Below are 17,988 nucleotides of genomic sequence, written 5' to 3'. Positions count from 1 at the left end.
CACCTCTCCTCACATGATGGCCCACGCGCCCAGCGCGGGCACCCCGACCGCGCACGCCCACCGGACGGCGCGTTCCTGCCACACGTCCCCGGCCGCGAAGCTCAGCGGCGACCGGAACGCCCACCACCGCTTGCCGCGCACCCGCACCGGCCACGCGAGCGGCACACCCTGGCGGGTCAGCCAGTCCCCGAGCACATGCACCCACGCCCCCACGGCCACCACGGCGCCGAGCAGTACCGGGTTGGGCGGGGCGACGCCCACCACCACCCCGGTGATGAGCAGCGCGCCCAGGGACACGGTCGGCCAGGACGACAGTTCGGCCTTGTCCTTGCCCGTGAGGCACTGGCCGAGGCCGCGCAGGCCCAGCGACACGAGCAGCCACAGCACGACCGCCGCGCCGGCCGGGTGCACCGCCACGGCCCCGCACATGAGCCCTGCGGCCACGCAGGCGGGCGCCGTGTGCGTCAGATGCCGGTGCGCCCCCGACCCGTCCCGGTAACCCCCGTCGTCGGCCGGGGTGCGGGTCGCAGCCCACACCGCCGACGACAGCGCCCGCACACCGCGGCACGCCGCACGCGAGACGGGACCCTGGCTACGGGTGGCCGTCGCCTCAGGGTGGTCCAGGTCCGGCAGCAGGCCCGCGCCCGCACCCACCGCCGCGCACCACACGAGCTCCACCAGGCCGCCCCCGGCCGCAGCGCCCAGGACGGCGCCGGCCAGCGCCGCGGTGGATGCGTGTGAGCCCGCCATCATGACGGCCACCGCCCCGCAGGGCTCAGGCCACGAGCGCGAGCAGCCGCCCCACCGCGCGAGCATCCGGCTCCGCCAACAGGTCCGCCTGCGACAGCACCACCCGGTCGCCCGCCTCCGGCACCGCCACCAGCAGGCGCCCGCCGCGCTCCACCAGCGCGCTGCCCGCCGGCGCATACAACAGCGCCAACACGGGCGGCGGGGCATCGGCGGGGCGGGACATGACTCTCCACAACTCTCAACAAGGGGGACTCCCATTCTCCCAGGGGCGCCGGGGGAGGCGCCCGCTTACAATCGACCCAGCAGCCACAGAGGAGGGGCGTCGTGCAGCGCTGGGAGTACCGCATCGAGGAGACCGACCACGGCCTCCACAACGGCCAGCTCAACTCGCTCGGCGCGAACGGGTGGGAGCTGGTCTCCGAGGTCGTGCTCGTCGACGGCCGCGGCGACCGCACGGTCCGCTCCGTACTCAAGCGCCCCCGCGACTGAGCGTTACGGGACGGTCTTCGCGCCCTCCGGGACGCTCAAGCAGGACACCCCCGCCCACCTGCGAAAACAAACGAGGTCGCCGCCCGGCCGTTTCAGGCGTCCCCCCGTCCCACAGCGTCGTCACGGCACGTCACAATGGGGGTGCCGGGGTGTCCCGGGGGTGACCACCACCGGGCCGGCGGGACACCCCCGGGACACTCACGATTCGTAACGGGACGCCGCCTCCTCCAGCGCCGAACGCGGATACCCGCGCACCCGCGTCCCGTTCTGGTAGTACCGATCGCCCTTCACCCCGGCCTCGCGCAGCGCCTCCTGCGCGGCCAGCAGGTCCATGTCGCACGCGCGGGCGACGTCCTGGCCCTGCAGCCCGTTGGCGTCGGGGTCCATCTCCAGCAGCGCCAGCGCGGCCGCGAGCACCGGCGGGATACCGTCCGCCTCCTTGCCCGCCTCACGGGGCGCCTCGGGGGCGCCTCCCCGCGGCACGTGCCGCCACGGCTGCGCCTCGGGCAGCCCCAGCACCGCGGAGTCGTCGGACAGGTCCCACACCTGGATCGGCGCCTGTCCCGGACCGCGGCCGTGCACGTTGGCCAGCGCGAACCCGCCCAACTCCAGCTCATGGCTCGACCAGTCGGGCCCGAGAACGAGGTTGTTCTCCTTGCGGCCCGCGGTCTTCAGCGCGAGACGGTCCTGCATCACCCCCGCCAGCTGCGATGGGATCCCCTCGCCTACCGTCGGCTTCTGTGTGGCCCACTTCAGGTCGATGCCGCGGCTTCGGCCCATGGTGGCCAGCGGGCGCAGCCGCTTGATCAGGTCGATCTCCTCGTCGGGGTTGTCCATGCTGACGATCTCGGCGCCCTCGTCGACCACCACCACGATCCGGGGCCGCTCCTCGGTCGGCACCCAGGTGGCGACCCCCTGCTCCTGCATGGCCTGCGACCGGGCCGCGGACTCCCTTCCCAGGTCAGCGAGCACGCTCAGGATTTCGTGGGGGGTGTTGGCGATGCGGACCTTCCCCTTCCACAGCGCCGACTCCTCGCCCTTGCCGTCGAGGTAGACCACCACGGTCGGCTCGTCGGCGCACAGCGCCTCGGCCATGACCACGCGCAGCAGCACCGACTTGCCCGCGCCCGAGGTGCCCGCGATGAGCATGCGGCCCTTCGGCAGTACCACCGGGGCGCCGGTGTCGGTGTCCACGCCGATCCCCTGCCGGTCGGGTCGCCAGGTCATGTCCCGCTCCGGGGTGCGGGTGCGGATCCGCAGCACCGCCTGATCGCCCACCTCGCCCGGCGACAGGTCGGTGCGCACGCCCGTGGGCACCGACAGGGCGGCGCGGATCGCGTCGATCTTCTTGCCCAGCGCCTCGGGGGTGATGCGCCCCGTGGTGGTGAGCACGACCCTGATGCCTAGCGCGTCGATCGTGGGGGAGGCGGGCGCCACCCCGGCCAGACCGCGCCCCGAGGCGCGCTTGGCCCATTCGGCGATGCAGCCCAGGATGCGGTTCTCCGCCTCCGAGGCGCCCACCACCGGAGCCCCCGGGGCGGGAGGCGAGGCGGGGGAGGCGCCCCCCTGAGGCGCGGCCAGCACCGGCGCCTGGGCCGGCGTCTCGGTCACTGCTGTGGAGCCCTCGGCCACGGCGATGGCGTGCCCCTGGACCGCCAGCCACCCCCACGCCACCGGGTAGGCCAGCAGCGGCCACCACATGCCCGCGCCGAACAGCGCCACCAGCGGCCCGAACGCGACCGCGGCGGGCACCGCGGCCTGACGGGCGAGGCGCCCCCCGCGGGCCTTCAGTGTGAGCGCGTCCATCTTCATCGCCGAGGGGGCGCGTCGCTCCAGCAGCGCCAACTCCTCCGACAACAGCTTCACCTGCGCCTCGTCCTTGCGGATGCGGGCCTTGTCGAGCTTTTTCGCCGCGGCGGCGCGCTGGCGCCAGATCTCCGCGCGCGCCTCCTCCGCGATCTCCTCGTACAGCTGCGGGTCCTGGATGTAGGCCTCGGCGGTCTGCCAGCGGCGCGCCCACGCGATCATGGCGTAGGTGTGCCACGCCGCGAACGCGGCCTGGAGCCGGGCGTTGACGTCCTCCAGCAGGGCGCGCTTGGGCGAGGCGGCCTCGCCCGCCTCGGGAGCGGGAACGACGGTGCCCCGCGCCGCCTCAGGGGGCGCCTCCCGCGCCTCGTAATCGTCGGGGCGGGGCGCCTCCGGGGCGTCGGCGGGCTCGCCCCCTTCCCACACCAGCCCCATGGGGATCTCGTCCGTCGCCGGCGGCTTCTGATCGTGTGTCATCATCATCCACGTCCTTCCATAGGTGGGACGGGGACGCCGGGCACAGCCCGCCCGGCGTCCCGCATCACGAACCGACCGCGCCGCCGACGATCCCCGCCACCAACTCCGCGCCGAAGGTGTGGATGCCGTCGATCATCGAGGGCAGGGCCCCCGAGGACGCACCGTGCGCCGCGATGGGGGTGATGATCAGCGCGACGATCGCCAGCGTGTTGTAGGTGTGGTCCTTGTAGAGGTCCATGCAGGTAACGGCGAACCCGCCGATGCACAGCACCCCCCAGACCACCGTGGTCGGCAGCGGCTCACCGAACGCCGACGCGACGAAGCTGGCCAGGCCGCCGACGAGGTTGTCGTTGCACCAGCCGAGGATCGTCTGGGAGGCCTGCGACCGGTACAGCAGCATCGACGCCCCGAGTCCCACGACCAGCGCGGAGATCCCGGCGGTGCGGCCCTTCAGCTTCTTGTTCAGCCAGAACGCCGTGTAGAACAGGACCAGGGACAGGAAGAAGTACAACGCTCAGCGCTCCTTGCGCAGGTAGTGGCGGGCGATGACCGCGCCGACAACGATCACGGTGATCACCGCGATGGGGATCAGGATCAGGTCGGGCGCGCCCAGGAACACCAGGGCGGCCACCACGAGGGCGGCGAACACGACGGGGTAGACCAGGCGGGTCGGTATCGGGCGGTTGGGCATCTGCTTCTCCTTCGGTTGGTGGTGCGGTGGTGGAGGGCGCCGGCCGCGCTCACCCGCGGGTGCTCGTCGGCGTGGCCCGTCCTCGGCTGGTGTGCGCACCCACCCCGCCGTGGCGGGGGAGGCGGGCACACCCCCCGAAGGGGGCGCACCCCGGGGCGCCCCGTGAGGCGCCCCGGGGGTCACTGCGTCTTGCGAGGCAGCGGGGACACGTCAAAGCCCTGCTCGGCGAGCGCGTCGCGGCGCCGCCGCACCGTGGCCGCGTCGCACCCGAGCGCGCGGGCCGCGCCCCGCACCGAGGCCGCCTCCCCGGCCTCGGCGATGTAGTCCACGAGCACCTGCAACCGGGGCTCCAACCCCTGGGCGGCGCGCGCCCGCGGGGCCGGTGCGGGGGAGGCGCCCCGAGGCGCGCCCTGGTCAGAGCCCATCGCCTGCCCGAACCCCATCAGCGCCGCGCCCGGGGAGGCGGCCAGCGACGACAGGTCGTCCGGGGCCGCCTCACTAGAGCCCAGGGCGAGCCCGCGCCCGGCCTGGATCTCGCGGGTGAGCTGCACGCGCTGCTTGATGACCGCGGCGTCTTCGCGGTCCATCTCCATCTGCTGCGCTGCGGCCCGCCGGATCCGCTCCAGCTCCGCCTCGTGGGCGGCCTGAGCCTGAGCCCGCTCCAGCTCCAACTCAGCGTCGGACAGCTCCCGGGCGTAGGCGGCGTCGCGGCGGCGGCGGGCGACCTTGGCCTGCTGCTCGTGCGTCAGGCCGGTGTCCAACTCTGCGGCGCGGCGCGCCGCTTCGGCGTCGGCGGCGGCGCGCTGCTCGGCCGCCTGGCGTTCACGCTCGACCTCGGCGGCGCGCTGCTGCTCCGCCTCCTCGCGGGCGGCGGCATGCTGGGCCAGGCGCGCGTGCAGCGCCAGCGACCACAGCGCCTTCGCGGCCAGCGGGATCGCGCCCAGGGCAGCCAGCGGCCAGTCGATCAGCCACGAGTGCCACCCCACGAGCCCGGCCGCCAGTAGGGCGATTGCCCACCCGGCGGACTGTGCAGGCCGGGCCACCGCCGGGGCGACCCACGCGATCGCGACCGAGGACACCAGCGCGACATCCAGGACACCGCCAGCGGCCAGACCCACACCCCACGGCGCGGCCTCAGGCAGGCTGTCCATCAGCGACCACACGGTCAGCACCAGCGACGCGACCGAGGGGATCGCGGCGGCGGTGATGAGGACGCGCACCGGGTACCCGGCCGCGCCCGCGTCGGCGCCCGGCATCACCAGGCGGCGGAAAAGCCCCTGCTTGCCGGGGGTATCGGACTTCTGTAGCGTCTTCAACGGGTCTCCTTTCGAGCCCAGGCGGCCCGCCTGGTCCTGGCAGACAGGGACGGGCCGCGTCGTGTCAGGATGCGGAGTGGCGGTGAAGGGTGGCCGCGTGATCCGCCTCGTGCGCCTCGGTGGCCTCGGCGGACCACCCGCACGAGCAGACGGCCCGCGTCCCACCGCTCTCGAACCGGACCATGTGCGACCTCTTGGGGTTGCCGGGGTTGGTGACGGTGGCGGGCTGGCGCTTCTTGAAGGGCGGCATGTCATCTCCTCTTGTGTGGACGGTGGTGTCCCGGAGCCCGCCCCCGAGGACGGATGCGGATGATCGGGGGCAGGCCCCGGCACACCACCTACGAGGCGGCGCGCCAGTCCAGGGCGATAGCGGCCACCGGGCACAGGACCGCGACCGCCACAGCCAGCAGCCGCACTCCCGGGGCAGGTGCCACATAGGCGGCCCCGGCCGCGGCGATCGCGACAACGAGTAGGGCAGCGAACACGGCGGGGACCACGTCGGCGGCGGCCATCACCAGTCACCGCCCCACCGGGCGCGGCGCGCCTCGGCCTCGTCGATCTGGCGGGACACCATCTCGCGGCGCGGGCGCGACGCAGTCCAGCCGACGATGAAGATCACGACGGGGACCACGCCGAAGGCCAGCAGCCACAGCAGGCCGGGGGAGAGATACGAAGAGGCGGAGATCAGAGTCTCGACGCCCGCGTCAGGGGAGATCGTCAAGTGCGTCCAACACGTTGACGGGCCGCTGTGCAGTGCGGATAGGGTTTCCATCGGGTTCAACTCCTGGTGTTGTCAGGCGGTTGGATCAAGGCCCCGGTCCGGTGTTCGCCCACCGGTCGGGGCCGTTTGCGTTCGTGCGTCACACGTGCGTCACAGGTGCGTCATGCACTGGCATTTGTTGGCACGTTCCGACACCAACGCTTGGGCTGAAAATGCAGGTCAGCCCGCAAATCCTGCCTCTGACCAGGTGCGACGCCGAGCGCCGATTTTCCCCATGACCCACCACGTGGAGTGCTTGGCGGTCCTGCGCCGCGACTGAGCACCGCAGGTCGGCGCTTCGAAAGAGGCGGCCCGGTGCGGTGGGCGCGCGGCGCTTGTGCGGTTCGCGCCGGGCACGGGTCACGCGGGCGTGCGCGCGGCGCGTCCGCATGCGGCCGGAGCTGCGCGGGTGCTGAGTGTGTTCCGGTTCGGTCATCGCCGCCGACGGTACGAGAATGGTCCCCATGCGCTTGAGGATCTTCACCGAACCGCAGCAGGGTGCGACGTACGACACGCAGCTGGCGGTCGCAAAGGCAACCGAGGACCTGGGGTTCGACGCCTTCTTCCGGTCCGACCACTACCTGAGGATGGGTGACGGGGACGGCTTGCCCGGGCCGACCGACTCCTGGGTCACCCTCGCCGGACTGGCGCGCGAGACCTCCCGCGTGCGCCTGGGAACGCTGATGAGCGCGGCGACCTTCCGCCACCCCGGCCCCCTCGCCATCTCGGTGGCACAGGTCGACCGGATGAGCAACGGCCGCGTGGAGTTCGGCTTCGGCGCCGGATGGTTCGAGGAGGAGCACTCGGCCTACGGAATCCCCTTCCCCGCGTCGGCGCGGGAGCGGTTCGACCGCTATGAGGAGCAGCTGGACGTCATCACCGGCCTGTGGGCCACCCCGGTGGGCGAGACCTTCCGCTACGAAGGGCGGCACTACCGCTTCGGCGAAGGGCCCGCGCTGCCCAAGCCCCAGCAGGCCCCGCGCCCGCCGGTGCTCATCGGCGGCGTCGGGCCCACCCGCACCCCCCGGCTGGCGGCGGCGCACGCCGGCGAGTACAACGTCCCCTTCGCGTCGATCGAGGACACCGCGGCGGCCTTCGACCGCGTGCGCTCGGCGGTGAAGGCAAGCGGGCGCACCGAGCCGATGACCTACTCCGCGGCGCAGGTCGTCTGCTGCGGCCGCGACGAGGCGGAGGTGGAGCACCGGGCGGCGGCGATCGGGCGCGCGCCCGACGAGCTGCGCCGAAACGGGCTCGCGGGCAGCCCGGCCGAGATCGTCGAGAAGCTCGGCCGGTTCACCGAGATCGGCGCCGAGCGGATGTACTTGCAGGTGCTCGACCTGTCCGACCTCGACCACCTTGAGCTGCTCGCTTCGCAGGTCTCCCGGCAGCTGCAGTAGTCCGGCCGGGTCGATCCGTCCTCAGCCCGCAGGAGGAGCGGTGCCTTCGGGACCCCGGGGCCCCTCCTCGGCGGGCGCCGCCGCGCCGGACCCGGACTGCGCCGACGGCACCGGCCTCCGCGTCCCAACCGCGGCCGAGCGGCGGCGCCGGGCCCGGGCGTCCAGCGCGATCCCGGCCGCGAGCATCGCCACACCCAGCGGGATGGTCCAGTAGGGCGATCCGGCGGAGGCGACCTCGACGGCGCCGGGGGAGAGCAGCGTGATGATTCCCCAGACGATCAGCGCGATGCCGCAGAGGACGAAGATGACCAGGTCGCGCAGTGAGCGCATCGCGGGGGCTCCTCGGGTGGGACGGGGTGGTAGCGCGCACGGTGCGGACTCCGCTCGCGGCGGCCGGTGTCGGACCCGCGCACCGGTCCGGTGTTGAACTGCTCCTACGACGCGCCGCACCCGGCGCGGGGTTCCCGCTCCGGCCGCGGGCGTTGCGCACCACGGTAACTTGATGTCGAGATACCTGTGGGATACCTTGATATCGAGATAAAAATGAGGCGGTAGGAATCAGGGACGGACCGGCCGTCCTCCGCGCGCAGCCGTGCCGCGTGCCGGTCCCCGAACGCGCGCGGCGCGGGGGACCGGGCCGACATCGCTGGTAGAACGGGATGAACCGGCGTGCCGTGGGGTGGGTGCCGCAGACGCACTCAGGGCCATCTCGATTAGGGCAGCCTCAGTGATGTCCCGGTGCCTGCATTGCGGCAGGATGCCGGGAGAAAGTGGCGAGATCAGGAGGCAAACACCGTGTCCGCGAACAGCTTCGGCAGCCGTGACACGCTCCGCGTTGGCGAAGAGTCGTATGAAATCTTCCGTTTGGACGCCGTCGACGGCGCCGAGCGGCTTCCCTACAGCCTGAAGGTGCTGCTGGAGAACCTCCTGCGCACCGAGGACGGCGCGAACGTCACCGCCGAGCACATCCGGGCCGTGGGCCAGTGGGACCCGCAGGCCCAGCCCACCCAGGAGATCCAGTTCACCCCCGCGCGGGTGATCATGCAGGACTTCACCGGTGTGCCCTGCGTGGTGGACCTGGCGACGATGCGCGAGGCCGTCGGCGACCTCGGCGGCGACCCCGGCAAGATCAACCCGCTGGCTCCGGCCGAGCTGGTCATCGACCACTCCGTGGTGGTCGACATCTTCGGCCGCCCCGACGCCTTCGAGCGCAACGTCGAGATCGAGTACCAGCGCAACCGCGAGCGCTACCAGTTCCTGCGCTGGGGCCAGACCGCCTTCGACGAGTTCAAGGTCGTCCCGCCCGGCACCGGCATCGTGCACCAGGCCAACATCGAGCACCTGGCCCGCGTGGCCATGGTTCGCAACGGCCAGGTCTACCCCGACACCTGTGTGGGCACCGACTCCCACACCACCATGCAGAACGGCCTGGGCATCCTCGGCTGGGGCGTGGGCGGCATCGAGGCCGAGGCCGCCATGCTCGGCCAGCCGATCTCCATGCTCGTCCCGCGGGTCGTCGGCTTCAAGCTGACCGGCACCCTGCGGCCCGGCACCACGGCCACCGACCTGGTGCTCACCGTCACCGAGATGCTGCGCGAGCACGGCGTGGTCGGCAAGTTCGTGGAGTTCTACGGCGACGGCGTGGCCTCGGTCCCCCTGGCCAACCGCGCGACCATCGGCAACATGAGCCCGGAGTTCGGCTCGACCGCGGCGATGTTCCCGATCGACGACGAGACCATCCGGTACATGACGCTGACCGGGCGCCCGGCGTCGCAGACCCGCCTGGTCGAGGCCTACGCCAAGGAGCAGGGCCTCTGGCACGACCCCTCCCACGAGCCGGTCTACTCCGAGTACCTGGAGCTGGACCTGGGCGACGTCGTTCCCTCCATCGCGGGCCCGAAGCGGCCGCAGGACCGCATCGCGCTGTCGGCGGCCAAGCCCACCTGGCGACACGACGTGCAGAACTACGTCATCAGCCCGGTCGACGAGGCCTCCGACGAGTCCTTCCCGGCCTCCGACGCCCCGGCCCGGCCCGTCAACGGCCAGCGCCCCAGCGACCCGGTGTCGGTCACCCTGGCCGACGGCACCCGGACCGAGCTGGACCACGGCAGCGTGGTGATCGCCGCGATCACCTCCTGCACCAACACCTCCAACCCGTCGGTGATGCTCGGCGCCGCCCTGCTGGCCAAGAACGCGGTGGAGAAGGGCCTGACCCGCAAGCCGTGGGTCAAGACCTCGCTGGCGCCCGGATCCAAGGTCGTGACCGACTACTACGAGCGCTCGGGCCTGACGCCCTACCTGGACAAGCTCGGTTTCAACCTGGTCGGATACGGGTGCACCACCTGCATCGGCAACTCCGGCCCGCTGCCCGAGGAGATCTCCAAGGCGGTCCAGGACAACGACCTCGCGGTCACCTCGGTGCTCTCCGGCAACCGCAACTTCGAGGGCCGTATCAACCCCGACGTCAAGATGAACTATCTGGCCTCGCCGCCGCTGGTGGTGGCCTACGCCCTGGCCGGCTCATTGGACGTCGACATCACCACCGAGCCGCTGGGCACCGGGTCCGACGGCGAGCCGGTCTACCTGGCCGACGTCTGGCCGGCGCCCGAAGAGATCGAGGAGGTCATGCGCTCGGCGATCGCCTCGGACATGTACGAGAGCGCCTACTCCGACGTGTTCGCCGGCGACGAGCGGTGGCGGTCGCTGCCCACGCCCACCGGCGACACCTTCGAGTGGGACAGTGAGTCCACCTACGTGCGCAAGCCGCCGTACTTCGACGGCATGGGCGCCACTCCGGAGGCGGTCACCGACATCGCCGGCGCCCGGGTGCTGGCCAAGCTCGGCGACTCGGTCACCACCGACCACATCTCGCCGGCCGGCGCGATCAAGCCCGACAGCCCGGCGGGCCAGTACCTCAAGGACCACGGCGTCCAGCGCAAGGACTTCAACTCCTACGGTTCCCGGCGCGGCAACCATGAGGTGATGATCCGCGGGACGTTCGCCAACATCCGCCTGCGCAACCTGATCGCGCCCGGCACCGAGGGCGGCTACACCCGCGACTTCACCCAGGCCGACGACCCCGCCGACGCGCCCGTCACCTTCATCTACGACGCGGCGCAGAACTACGCCGCCCAGGGCACCCCGCTGGTGGTGCTGGGCGGCAAGGAGTACGGTTCGGGCTCCTCACGCGACTGGGCGGCCAAGGGCACGAGCCTGCTGGGCGTGCGCGCGGTCGTCGCCCGGTCCTACGAGCGCATCCACCGCTCCAACCTGATCGGGATGGGCGTGCTGCCCCTGCAGTTCCCGCAGGGGCAGTCGGCCGACTCGCTCGGGCTCACCGGCGAGGAGACCTTCTCCATCACCGGTGTCACCGAGCTGAACGAGGGCCGGGTGCCGTCGACGGTCAAGGTCGCCACCGACACCGGGATCGAGTTCGACGCCGACGTGCGCATCGACACGCCCGGCGAGGCCGACTACTACCGCAACGGCGGCATCCTGCAGTACGTGCTGCGCCAGCTCATCGGCGCGTAAAAGCTGCCGAGCGAGAAGGAGCCCGCAAGGGCCGGTCGGGGCGAGCCGGAGGGCACTCCGCTCGGCGGCAGCCGGGCGCGGGCGCAACGGAACGCCCGCAGGGCCGCCGTCCGTCGCAGACGGGCGGCGGCTCCGCGCGTTAGGGGGGAGAGGCGCGGGTGTCCGGCGTTCTGGCGCTGCGGGGCCGACGGGCTCGTGGCGGGGGTCCGCGCGGGTCAGGGATGCGGTTGGGCTCCGGCCGGTGCTCCTGCAGTGCGATCCGGCGCATCCGTCTTGCGCAATCCGGAGGCACCGATAATGTCGTTCCAGCAGCGGAGAAGTCGGCGGAAAGGACGGCATGAGCGAGGGCGGCACCGGGAACAGCGAGCGCTACGCCGGTCGGTACCGGCTCATCGAACCGCTGGGGCGAGGCGGGTTCGGTGAGGTCTTCCTCGCCGAGGGGCCCGACGGCACCCGGGCGGCGGTCAAGCTGCTGCACGCGACGTGGGCCGGCGACGGGGACATGCGCCGCCGCTTCGCCGCCGAGGTGGAGCAGGCGCGCCGGGTGAGCGGCTTCTGTGTGGCCGCGATCCTCGACGCCGACCCTGGCGCCGAGCAGCCCTGGATCGCCGCGGAGTACATCGACGGACCCACCCTGGAAGCCGACGTGCGCGCGAACGGCCCGCGGCGCGGCGCCGACCTGCACCGGCTGGCCGTGGCCACCGCGACCGCCCTTGCCGCCATCCACGGCGCGGGCGTCGTGCACCGCGACCTCAAGCCCGACAACATCCTGCTGGCCGGCGACGGCCCGCGCGTCATCGACTTCGGTATCGCCCGCGCGATCGAGGCCACGTCGATGACCGCCAGCGGCATCGTCGGAACCATCGGCTATATGGCCCCCGAGCAGCTCGAAGGGGCCAGGCTCACCCCCGCGGTGGACGTGTTCGCCTGGGGTGCGGCCATGGTCTACGCGGCGACCGGGCGCGAGGCGTTCGCCGCGCCCACCCAGGCGGCCCGCACCACGCGCGTGCTGACCGGCGAGCCCGACACCGGCGACCTCGGCGAACCGCTGCTGCCCGCCGTGCTCGCATGCCTGGACAAGGACCCCGCCCGCCGCCCCGAGGCGCGCGCGCTGCTGGACGTGCTGCTGGGCACCTCCACGCCGGAGGCGCCGGGGGAGCGGGTCGGCGCCGGGCGCGCGCCGGCGCAGCGCGAGGAGTCCGCCCGGGTGGCGGCGGAGGCCGCGACACGGGTCGGAAGCGAGGAGCGCACGCGGGTCGAGGACGCCCGGGACGGAGCGACCCGGGTGGAGACCGCCCGGGCCGATGCCGCGCACGCAAGCCCCGCGCAGGATGCGGATCGTCGGAGTGCAGGTCGGACGGAAGACCTGGAAGAGCGGGGAGAGGGGGGAGGGCCGGCTTACGGCTCGGGCACGCTGCTCTACACCAGCCTCGGGCCGGGCGGCACGCGCGCGGCGCCCCGCAGCGCCCCGCAGGCACCCGGTCCGCCTCCGCAGGCCGTGCCGCAGGGCCCGGCGGGTCCGACGGGCGCCTCGTACTCTCCGGCCCCCCCGGGTTCCGCCTCCCCGGGTTCCGCCTCCCCGGGTTCCGCCTCCCCGGGTTCCGCCTCCCCGGGTTCCGCCTCCCCGGGTTCCGCCTCCCCGGCTCCCGCCTCCGATGAGTTCCGGGCCCGGAACTCGGAACCTCCGGCCCCTCCGCCCGGCCGTACCGGCGCTCCCGCCGACGTCGACCGCGGCGGGTTCGAGGGCGTGCCGCCGTACTGGTTCGCCGGGCACCGCTGCACCGGCCCGGGAGCGCTGGCCGCCGCAATGCAGGCCGACTGGACGGCCGCCGTCGGCGTCTTCAGCGACGAGCAGGAGCGCGCCGCGCTGCAGGCCTGGATGGTCGACGACGTCGGCGACACGTCCACCGACCGCTCGATCTTCCGCCGCCGCCCCGACGACGCCAATCGCGCTGTCGCCTGGTTCGTCGCCCAGCAGCGTCCGGACCTGCCGCCGGTGTTCCGCGGCCGCCCCGCCGGCCTCGCCGATCTGCGCGAGCGTTCCGCCCAAGTCCGGCCGGCGTTCACCGGCGCGCCGCCGGACAACGAACTGCTGCTGCTGGCCCGCCCGGAGGTGCTGCGCCTGCTGGCCCTGCACGACGATCCGGGATCGGCCGACCTGCGCCGACTGGCCGACGACCTCGCGGCGGCCGAGCGGGCCGCGAGCGCGTTCCGCCGACAACTGGAGGACGCGGTGCCCCGCCTGGCGCAGCACGCCGCCGTCGACTCCGCGCTCATCCTGTCGCTACTGATGGCCCCCGACCGCCCGATGCGCCCGGACGCGGGCGGCCACGCGGAGGCGGAGGAGTGGTACGCCGCCCTGTGGGGCGCCGTCGAGCGCGAGCCAGATCCGGCCGCCCGCGCGGGCATCGCCGCGACCGTGGCCTCGCTGACGGGCGCGGCGCGCGAAAGCGGCGTGCGCACCGCCGAGTGGAGGTCGGCGCTGGCCGAGGCCGACCGGGAGCGCGAGGCGGCCGCGGCGCGCTGGACCCGCGAGTCCCGGCTGCAGCGCGCCAAGGTGTGGGTCGGCCGCAGCCCACTGGTGGTACTGGTGCTGGCCGCCGCGGTCGTCGCCCTGGGGGCCGCCGCCGGGTCGGACGTTCCCGACTCCTACGACGCGGTCCGCTTGGGCATCATCGTGTTGGGAACCTGGCTGCTGTCGCGGGTCGTCGCCTGGGGTGTCGGGCTGTTCAGCGGTCCCCGTGACGGCTTCCCCAGTGCGGTCCAGGCGGCCCAGGCGCGCTATCACCAGCTGCGCGATCACGCCGAACGGCTCGGCCACGGCCTCGAACACATCCGCGCCGAACTTCAGGCCGTGCGCAGCGCCTGCGACCTGTGACAGCCGGGGCGGCCGGTTTGCGGCGAGCGCGGCGGGCGGTTCGGCCCGAACCCCGTTGATCTATTCCCAAAACAGCGGAGCTAGCACCTCTGAGCTGGGCAAACGCACTCCATCGCGAGGCGCCCACGAAATCCCGTTATCGTTCCGTGACATTCCCTGAAGTGGGTCTGGAGCGGGCCGGTTCACCCTCGTTTTGTTCCTCCGGTACGGCCGACCAGAGGGAGGCCCCACACAGCTTGTAGCCATCGCAAACGGAAATCGTTTTCCTTCACGATAGCTACAAGATCGACGGGGATGTGCCGGGTGCAGTCGCGGGGCGGCGCCGAACGGCGCCGAGCCGCAGTGTCCGGCCCGGCGCCATCCGGCACGGCCGTGCCGTCGCCGCTAGAGCTCCACCTTCATCGGCTCGCCGCTGGGCTCGGGCATGCCGCCGGCCGGCTCCAGGCTGATGCCCAGTTGCTCGGCCGGGCCCACGTCGCCGGCCATCCCTGAGTACATGCCGTCTCCCGAGCGCTCCAGCATCCCGGCCGAGCGCATGCCGGAGTCGTCGACGTACCACATCTGGTAGCCCATGCCGTCGGGGGTGGGCGGCAGGCCCTTGACCATGATCATCACCATGTCGCTGCTCTCGGAGGTGAACACCGTCGCCTCCGCGCCGCTCTGGGTGACCGGCTGCTCGTCCATGTGGGTGTCGGATGCGGCCAGCAGCGCCTCGACCTTGGCGGTGTGCTCGTTCATCTCTTGCATGCGCTGGCTCATCACCAGCATCGTGCCTCCCAGAACCAGGGCGATCACCGCGCACGCGGCCGTCATCAGCCACGGCAACCGCTGCCGCAGGCGCCGGCGGTCGGCGATGTCGGCCACCCGCGCGCCCGCGCCCTCCCGGTTTCCTCGGTCGGCTCGGCCCACGCGACCTTCGCCGTCCCCGCGGCCGGCCGCCGCCGTGCCCTCAGCACCCTCTCGACCCGCGGAACCCCCCATACCGCTTGCGGCCTCCCGGGCCCCGGCGGCTCCGGTGCCCGCGTATGTTCCGGGACCGGCCCCGGGGTGCGCGGTCGGCCGGGAGTCCTCCGTCTCCGGCGGAAGCCGGCGCACGTTCGGCACCGACGCGCGCAGCCGCTCCCAGACGGCTTCGGGAGGACGCTCGGCCTGGGCGTAGGCCAGGCGCACCGTCGTGGCGTGGAACTCGGCGAGGTCGCGGCGGCAGTCGGCGCACTCGCCGATATGGGTCCGCGCGCGCTCGCGCTCGTCACCGCTCAGGGCGTCGACCGCGTACGCCGCGGTCAGCCCGTGCACGTCGCGCTCCGGCAGGCTCACACCATCACCCCCAGGCAGTCGCGCAGCCGGATGAGCCCGTCGCGCAGTCGGCCTTTCACCGTCGTCAGCGGCACTCCCAGCAGCTCGGCCGCTTCGCGCTGGGTGTAGCCGGTGTAGTAGGTCAGCCGCACCGTCTCGCGCTGCATGTCGGTCAACCGGCGCAGGCACCGGCGGACCTTCTCCCGCTCCAGGCGGTGCTCGACCTGCTCGGCGACATCGTCGGTAGGGGAGGACTCCGGCACCATGCGCCCGGCGACCTCCATGCGGGCCGTGGCCGACTGCTCGGAGCGCACCCGGTCCACGGCGCGGCGGTGGGCCAGCGTCAGCACCCACGCGCGTACTCCTCCCCGCACGGGGTCGAAGCGCGCGGACAGCCGCCACAGCTCGGTGAACACCTCCTGGGTGACCTCCTCCGCCTGGGCGCGGTCCAGCATGACGCGGCGGACGAGACCGAAGACGGGTCCGGCAAGCTCGCGGTAGACCGCCTCGAAGGCGTCGAGTTCGCCCAACGCCGTGCGCTGCAGCAGTCCGACCAGCCGGTGCTCGCCGTCGGGACCGTCCTGGCCGCTCACCTCGCCTTCGGGTCCCTGCGCGCGGCGCGGCGGTTGCGCCGGTATCGCCTGCTCCACCCGTGTCACCGTCCTCGGTTCCGGCACCTGTCGTCGCTGTTCCGTCCTGCATTCGGAGTCGCGGCGGCAGAGGCGACCCCGATGTCCGCGCCGCGCGATCGGTGTTATCTCTTCGTTATCGTGAAGGTCGTCTCCCTGCCGGAAGCAGCTCCGAAGCAGGAGCGTGTCCGATCATCAAAACACTTCGGCAGCAGAACCGGCAGACGCGCAGCGGCCGCCGGCACGCCCCCGCCCGCTCGTCGGCGCGCTGTGCGGCCTGATCGCCGCAGGCGCGGCCCTGGGTACGGCCGAGATCGCCGGTGCCCTGATCCGCCCCCAGGCGACCCCGCTCATCGCGGTCGGCCAGGCCGTCATCGACCTCACCCCGCGGTCGCTGCGGGAATTCGCGATCGCTGCGGTGGGTGAGGCCGACCGGCCGCTGCTCGTCGCCGGCACCGCGGTACTGCTCGCGCTCTTCGCGGCCGCGATCGGCGTCGGCGCCCTGCGGCGCGCGTGGGTCGGCGATACCGGGATCGCCGCGCTGGCCGTGATCGCCGGGGCCGCCGCCCTGACCCGGCCGGAGGCGGACGCGGTCTATGCGCTGCCCTCGGTGGCCGGGGGAGCGGTGGCGCTGGTCCTGCTGCGCGTGCTGGTGCGCGCCGCTCCTTCCCGCGCCCCGTCCGCGGCCGGGTCCGCACAGCCGGGCGGACAGGACGCCGCCGCCGCTATGGCGCCCGATCCCGATGCGGCCGGCGTGCGGGACGCCGACGAGGTCGCGGAGCCCGCGGACTCCGACGCCGCCGTTGATGCCGGCGCCGACGCGCCATCCGCCGCGGGTGCCCCCACGTCCCCGACGAGCCCGGCACCGGGCGGGTTCGACCGCCGCAGATTCGTGCTGCTGGCCGGTTCGGCCGCCGTGCTCTCGGCGGGCTCCGGGATCGGCGGCCGGTGGTACGCCACCGCGCAGGCCGGAGTCGAGGCGAGCCGCCAGGCGGTCCGGCTGCCCCGCCCCGACTCGCCGGCACCGCCGCTCCCCGACGGGGCCGAACTCGACGTCGACGGGCTCAGCTCCTTCTTCACGCCCAACGGCGACTTCTACCGCGTCGACACCGCACTGTCGGTCCCGCGCATCGACGCCACGAGCTGGCGGCTGCGCATCCACGGCCGCGGCGCGAGCGGGCGCGAGTACACCTATGCCGACCTGCTGGAGCGCACCGACCTGGTCGAGCGCGACATCACCCTGGCATGCGTCTCCAACCCGGTAGGCGGCTCCTACGTGGGCAACGCGCGCTGGATCGGCGTGCCGCTGGCCGCACTGCTCCGCGAGGCGGGCGTCCGCCCGCCCGGCAAGGGCGGACGGGCCGACCAGCTCGTCTCCCGCTCATCGGACGGCATGACGATCGGCACACCCGTCGAGGCGGTGATGGACGGCCGCGACGCCATGCTGGCCCTCGGCATGAACGGCCGACCGCTGCCCGCCGACCACGGTTTCCCCGCGCGGGTCGTGGTTCCCGGCCTCTACGGCTACGTCTCGGCCTGCAAGTGGGTGGAGGAGATGGAGTTGACCACCTTCGACGCCTTCGACGCGTACTGGGTGCCGCGCGGCTGGGCGCAGCGGGCGCCGATCAAGACCCAGTCGCGCATCGACACCCCGCGTGCGGGCGCCGAGGTCACCGCCGGAACGGTGCCCGTCGCCGGCGTGGCCTGGGCGCAGAACGTCGGTGTGGACCAGGTCGAGGTCCGCGTCGACGACGGACCGTGGCAGGCGGCACGCCTGTCGGCGGAGGACACCGCCGACACCTGGCGCCAGTGGGTCCTGGAGTGGGACGCCGACCCCGGCGAGCACCGGATCAGCGTGCGCGCCTCCGACAGGTCGGGCCGCACGCAGACCGCCGAGGAGGCGCGGCCCGCTCCCGACGGCGCCACCGGCCACCACACCGTCGACGTGACCGTCTCCTAGGACGGTCT

Annotated in this window: 17 protein-coding genes; 5 read left to right on the top strand and 12 right to left on the bottom strand. The window is 73.2% G+C overall.

Annotated elements, in window-relative coordinates:
* Window positions 1-9: 9 nt before the first annotated feature.
* On the bottom strand, window positions 10-753 hold the full coding sequence (locus tag RM446_RS12180; protein WP_311545355.1) for a metal-dependent hydrolase: 744 nt from the start codon (window positions 751-753) through the stop codon (window positions 10-12).
* 22 nt (window positions 754-775) lie between these two features.
* On the bottom strand, window positions 776-973 hold the full coding sequence (locus RM446_RS12175) for a hypothetical protein (protein WP_311545354.1): 198 nt from the start codon (window positions 971-973) through the stop codon (window positions 776-778).
* 101 nt (window positions 974-1,074) lie between these two features.
* Here RM446_RS12175 and RM446_RS12170 point away from each other — a divergent pair, with 101 nt between their 5' ends.
* Complete coding sequence (locus RM446_RS12170) at window positions 1,075-1,239, top strand: hypothetical protein (protein WP_311545353.1); 165 nt, start codon at window positions 1,075-1,077, stop codon at window positions 1,237-1,239.
* A gap of 198 nt (window positions 1,240-1,437) precedes the next feature.
* Here the strand turns inward: RM446_RS12170 and RM446_RS12165 are convergent, their stop codons facing one another.
* The 7 genes from RM446_RS12165 to RM446_RS12135 all read right to left on the bottom strand — a co-directional run bounded on the left by RM446_RS12165 (window position 1,438) and on the right by RM446_RS12135 (window position 6,250).
* Window positions 1,438-3,528, bottom strand: a complete 2,091-nt coding sequence (locus RM446_RS12165) for an FtsK/SpoIIIE domain-containing protein (protein ID WP_311545352.1) — start codon at window positions 3,526-3,528, stop codon at window positions 1,438-1,440.
* A gap of 58 nt (window positions 3,529-3,586) precedes the next feature.
* A complete protein-coding gene (locus RM446_RS12160; protein WP_311545351.1) occupies window positions 3,587-4,033 on the bottom strand; it encodes a hypothetical protein in 447 nt (148 codons plus the stop codon).
* 3 nt (window positions 4,034-4,036) lie between these two features.
* Window positions 4,037-4,213 carry a hypothetical protein gene (locus RM446_RS12155; RefSeq protein ID WP_311545350.1) on the bottom strand — a complete coding sequence of 59 codons (177 nt, stop codon included), beginning with the start codon at window positions 4,211-4,213 and terminating at the stop codon, window positions 4,037-4,039.
* A 179-nt stretch (window positions 4,214-4,392) separates the two neighbouring features.
* Window positions 4,393-5,529, bottom strand: a complete 1,137-nt coding sequence (locus tag RM446_RS12150; RefSeq protein ID WP_311545349.1) for a hypothetical protein — start codon at window positions 5,527-5,529, stop codon at window positions 4,393-4,395.
* A gap of 64 nt (window positions 5,530-5,593) precedes the next feature.
* The gene (locus RM446_RS12145) at window positions 5,594-5,779 is read right to left on the bottom strand and encodes a hypothetical protein (RefSeq protein WP_311545348.1); all 186 of its coding nucleotides are present in this window, start codon (window positions 5,777-5,779) and stop codon (window positions 5,594-5,596) included.
* An 88-nt stretch (window positions 5,780-5,867) separates the two neighbouring features.
* Window positions 5,868-6,041 carry a hypothetical protein gene (locus RM446_RS12140; protein ID WP_311545347.1) on the bottom strand — a complete coding sequence of 58 codons (174 nt, stop codon included), beginning with the start codon at window positions 6,039-6,041 and terminating at the stop codon, window positions 5,868-5,870.
* Complete coding sequence (locus RM446_RS12135; RefSeq protein WP_311545346.1) at window positions 6,041-6,250, bottom strand: hypothetical protein; 210 nt, start codon at window positions 6,248-6,250, stop codon at window positions 6,041-6,043. The genes RM446_RS12140 and RM446_RS12135 overlap by 1 nt, the downstream gene beginning before the upstream one ends.
* A gap of 503 nt (window positions 6,251-6,753) precedes the next feature.
* Here RM446_RS12135 and RM446_RS12130 point away from each other — a divergent pair.
* Window positions 6,754-7,686 (top strand): LLM class F420-dependent oxidoreductase, encoded by a 933-nt coding sequence (locus RM446_RS12130; protein WP_311545345.1) that lies wholly within the window; start codon window positions 6,754-6,756, stop codon window positions 7,684-7,686.
* Between the two features lie 21 nt (window positions 7,687-7,707).
* Here the strand turns inward: RM446_RS12130 and RM446_RS12125 are convergent, their stop codons facing one another.
* Window positions 7,708-8,016, bottom strand: a complete 309-nt coding sequence (locus RM446_RS12125; RefSeq protein WP_311545344.1) for a hypothetical protein — start codon at window positions 8,014-8,016, stop codon at window positions 7,708-7,710.
* A gap of 465 nt (window positions 8,017-8,481) precedes the next feature.
* Here RM446_RS12125 and acnA point away from each other — a divergent pair, with 465 nt between their 5' ends.
* Together acnA and RM446_RS12115 are read left to right on the top strand one after the other, a co-directional pair.
* On the top strand, window positions 8,482-11,217 hold the full coding sequence (gene acnA, locus RM446_RS12120) for an aconitate hydratase AcnA (RefSeq protein WP_311545343.1): 2,736 nt from the start codon (window positions 8,482-8,484) through the stop codon (window positions 11,215-11,217).
* A 337-nt stretch (window positions 11,218-11,554) separates the two neighbouring features.
* Window positions 11,555-14,095, top strand: a complete 2,541-nt coding sequence (locus RM446_RS12115) for a serine/threonine-protein kinase (protein ID WP_311545342.1) — start codon at window positions 11,555-11,557, stop codon at window positions 14,093-14,095.
* Window positions 14,096-14,479: 384 nt separating this feature from the next.
* On the opposite strand, the gene RM446_RS12110 is transcribed toward RM446_RS12115, so the two are convergent.
* Together RM446_RS12110 and sigK are read right to left on the bottom strand one after the other, a co-directional pair.
* A complete protein-coding gene (locus tag RM446_RS12110) occupies window positions 14,480-15,412 on the bottom strand; it encodes an anti-sigma factor (protein WP_311545341.1) in 933 nt (310 codons plus the stop codon).
* On the bottom strand, window positions 15,409-16,041 hold the full coding sequence (gene sigK, locus RM446_RS12105) for an ECF RNA polymerase sigma factor SigK (RefSeq protein WP_398695031.1): 633 nt from the start codon (window positions 16,039-16,041) through the stop codon (window positions 15,409-15,411). Before sigK ends, RM446_RS12110 begins: the two co-directional genes overlap by 4 nt.
* Window positions 16,042-16,204: 163 nt before the next feature.
* On the opposite strand from sigK, the gene RM446_RS12100 reads away from it, so the two are divergent.
* Complete coding sequence (locus RM446_RS12100; RefSeq protein WP_311545340.1) at window positions 16,205-17,980, top strand: molybdopterin-dependent oxidoreductase; 1,776 nt, start codon at window positions 16,205-16,207, stop codon at window positions 17,978-17,980.
* Window positions 17,981-17,988: the final 8 nt, after the last annotated feature.

Source organism: Streptomonospora wellingtoniae (genome assembly GCF_031845375.1).
In the GTDB taxonomy this organism is placed as follows: domain Bacteria; phylum Actinomycetota; class Actinomycetes; order Streptosporangiales; family Streptosporangiaceae; genus Streptomonospora; species Streptomonospora wellingtoniae.
The sequence above is the reverse complement of the archived record's forward strand: the minus strand, read 5'-3'. Positions and strand labels throughout refer to the sequence as shown.

What these genes read in the sequence shown, in the direction of transcription:
- RM446_RS12175 (WP_311545354.1), bottom strand. Translation starts at nt 973, where the DNA reads ATGTCCCGCCCCGCCGATGCCCCGCCGCCCGTGTTGGCGCTGTTGTAT.
- RM446_RS12145 (WP_311545348.1), bottom strand. Translation starts at nt 5,779, where the DNA reads ATGCCGCCCTTCAAGAAGCGCCAGCCCGCCACCGTCACCAACCCCGGC.
- RM446_RS12125 (WP_311545344.1), bottom strand. Translation starts at nt 8,016, where the DNA reads ATGCGCTCACTGCGCGACCTGGTCATCTTCGTCCTCTGCGGCATCGCG.
- RM446_RS12180 (WP_311545355.1), bottom strand. Translation starts at nt 753, where the DNA reads ATGATGGCGGGCTCACACGCATCCACCGCGGCGCTGGCCGGCGCCGTC.
- RM446_RS12165 (WP_311545352.1), bottom strand. Translation starts at nt 3,528, where the DNA reads ATGATGATGACACACGATCAGAAGCCGCCGGCGACGGACGAGATCCCC.
- RM446_RS12140 (WP_311545347.1), bottom strand. Translation starts at nt 6,041, where the DNA reads ATGGCCGCCGCCGACGTGGTCCCCGCCGTGTTCGCTGCCCTACTCGTT.
- RM446_RS12115 (WP_311545342.1), top strand. Translation starts at nt 11,555, where the DNA reads ATGAGCGAGGGCGGCACCGGGAACAGCGAGCGCTACGCCGGTCGGTAC.
- RM446_RS12130 (WP_311545345.1), top strand. Translation starts at nt 6,754, where the DNA reads ATGCGCTTGAGGATCTTCACCGAACCGCAGCAGGGTGCGACGTACGAC.
- RM446_RS12155 (WP_311545350.1), bottom strand. Translation starts at nt 4,213, where the DNA reads ATGCCCAACCGCCCGATACCGACCCGCCTGGTCTACCCCGTCGTGTTC.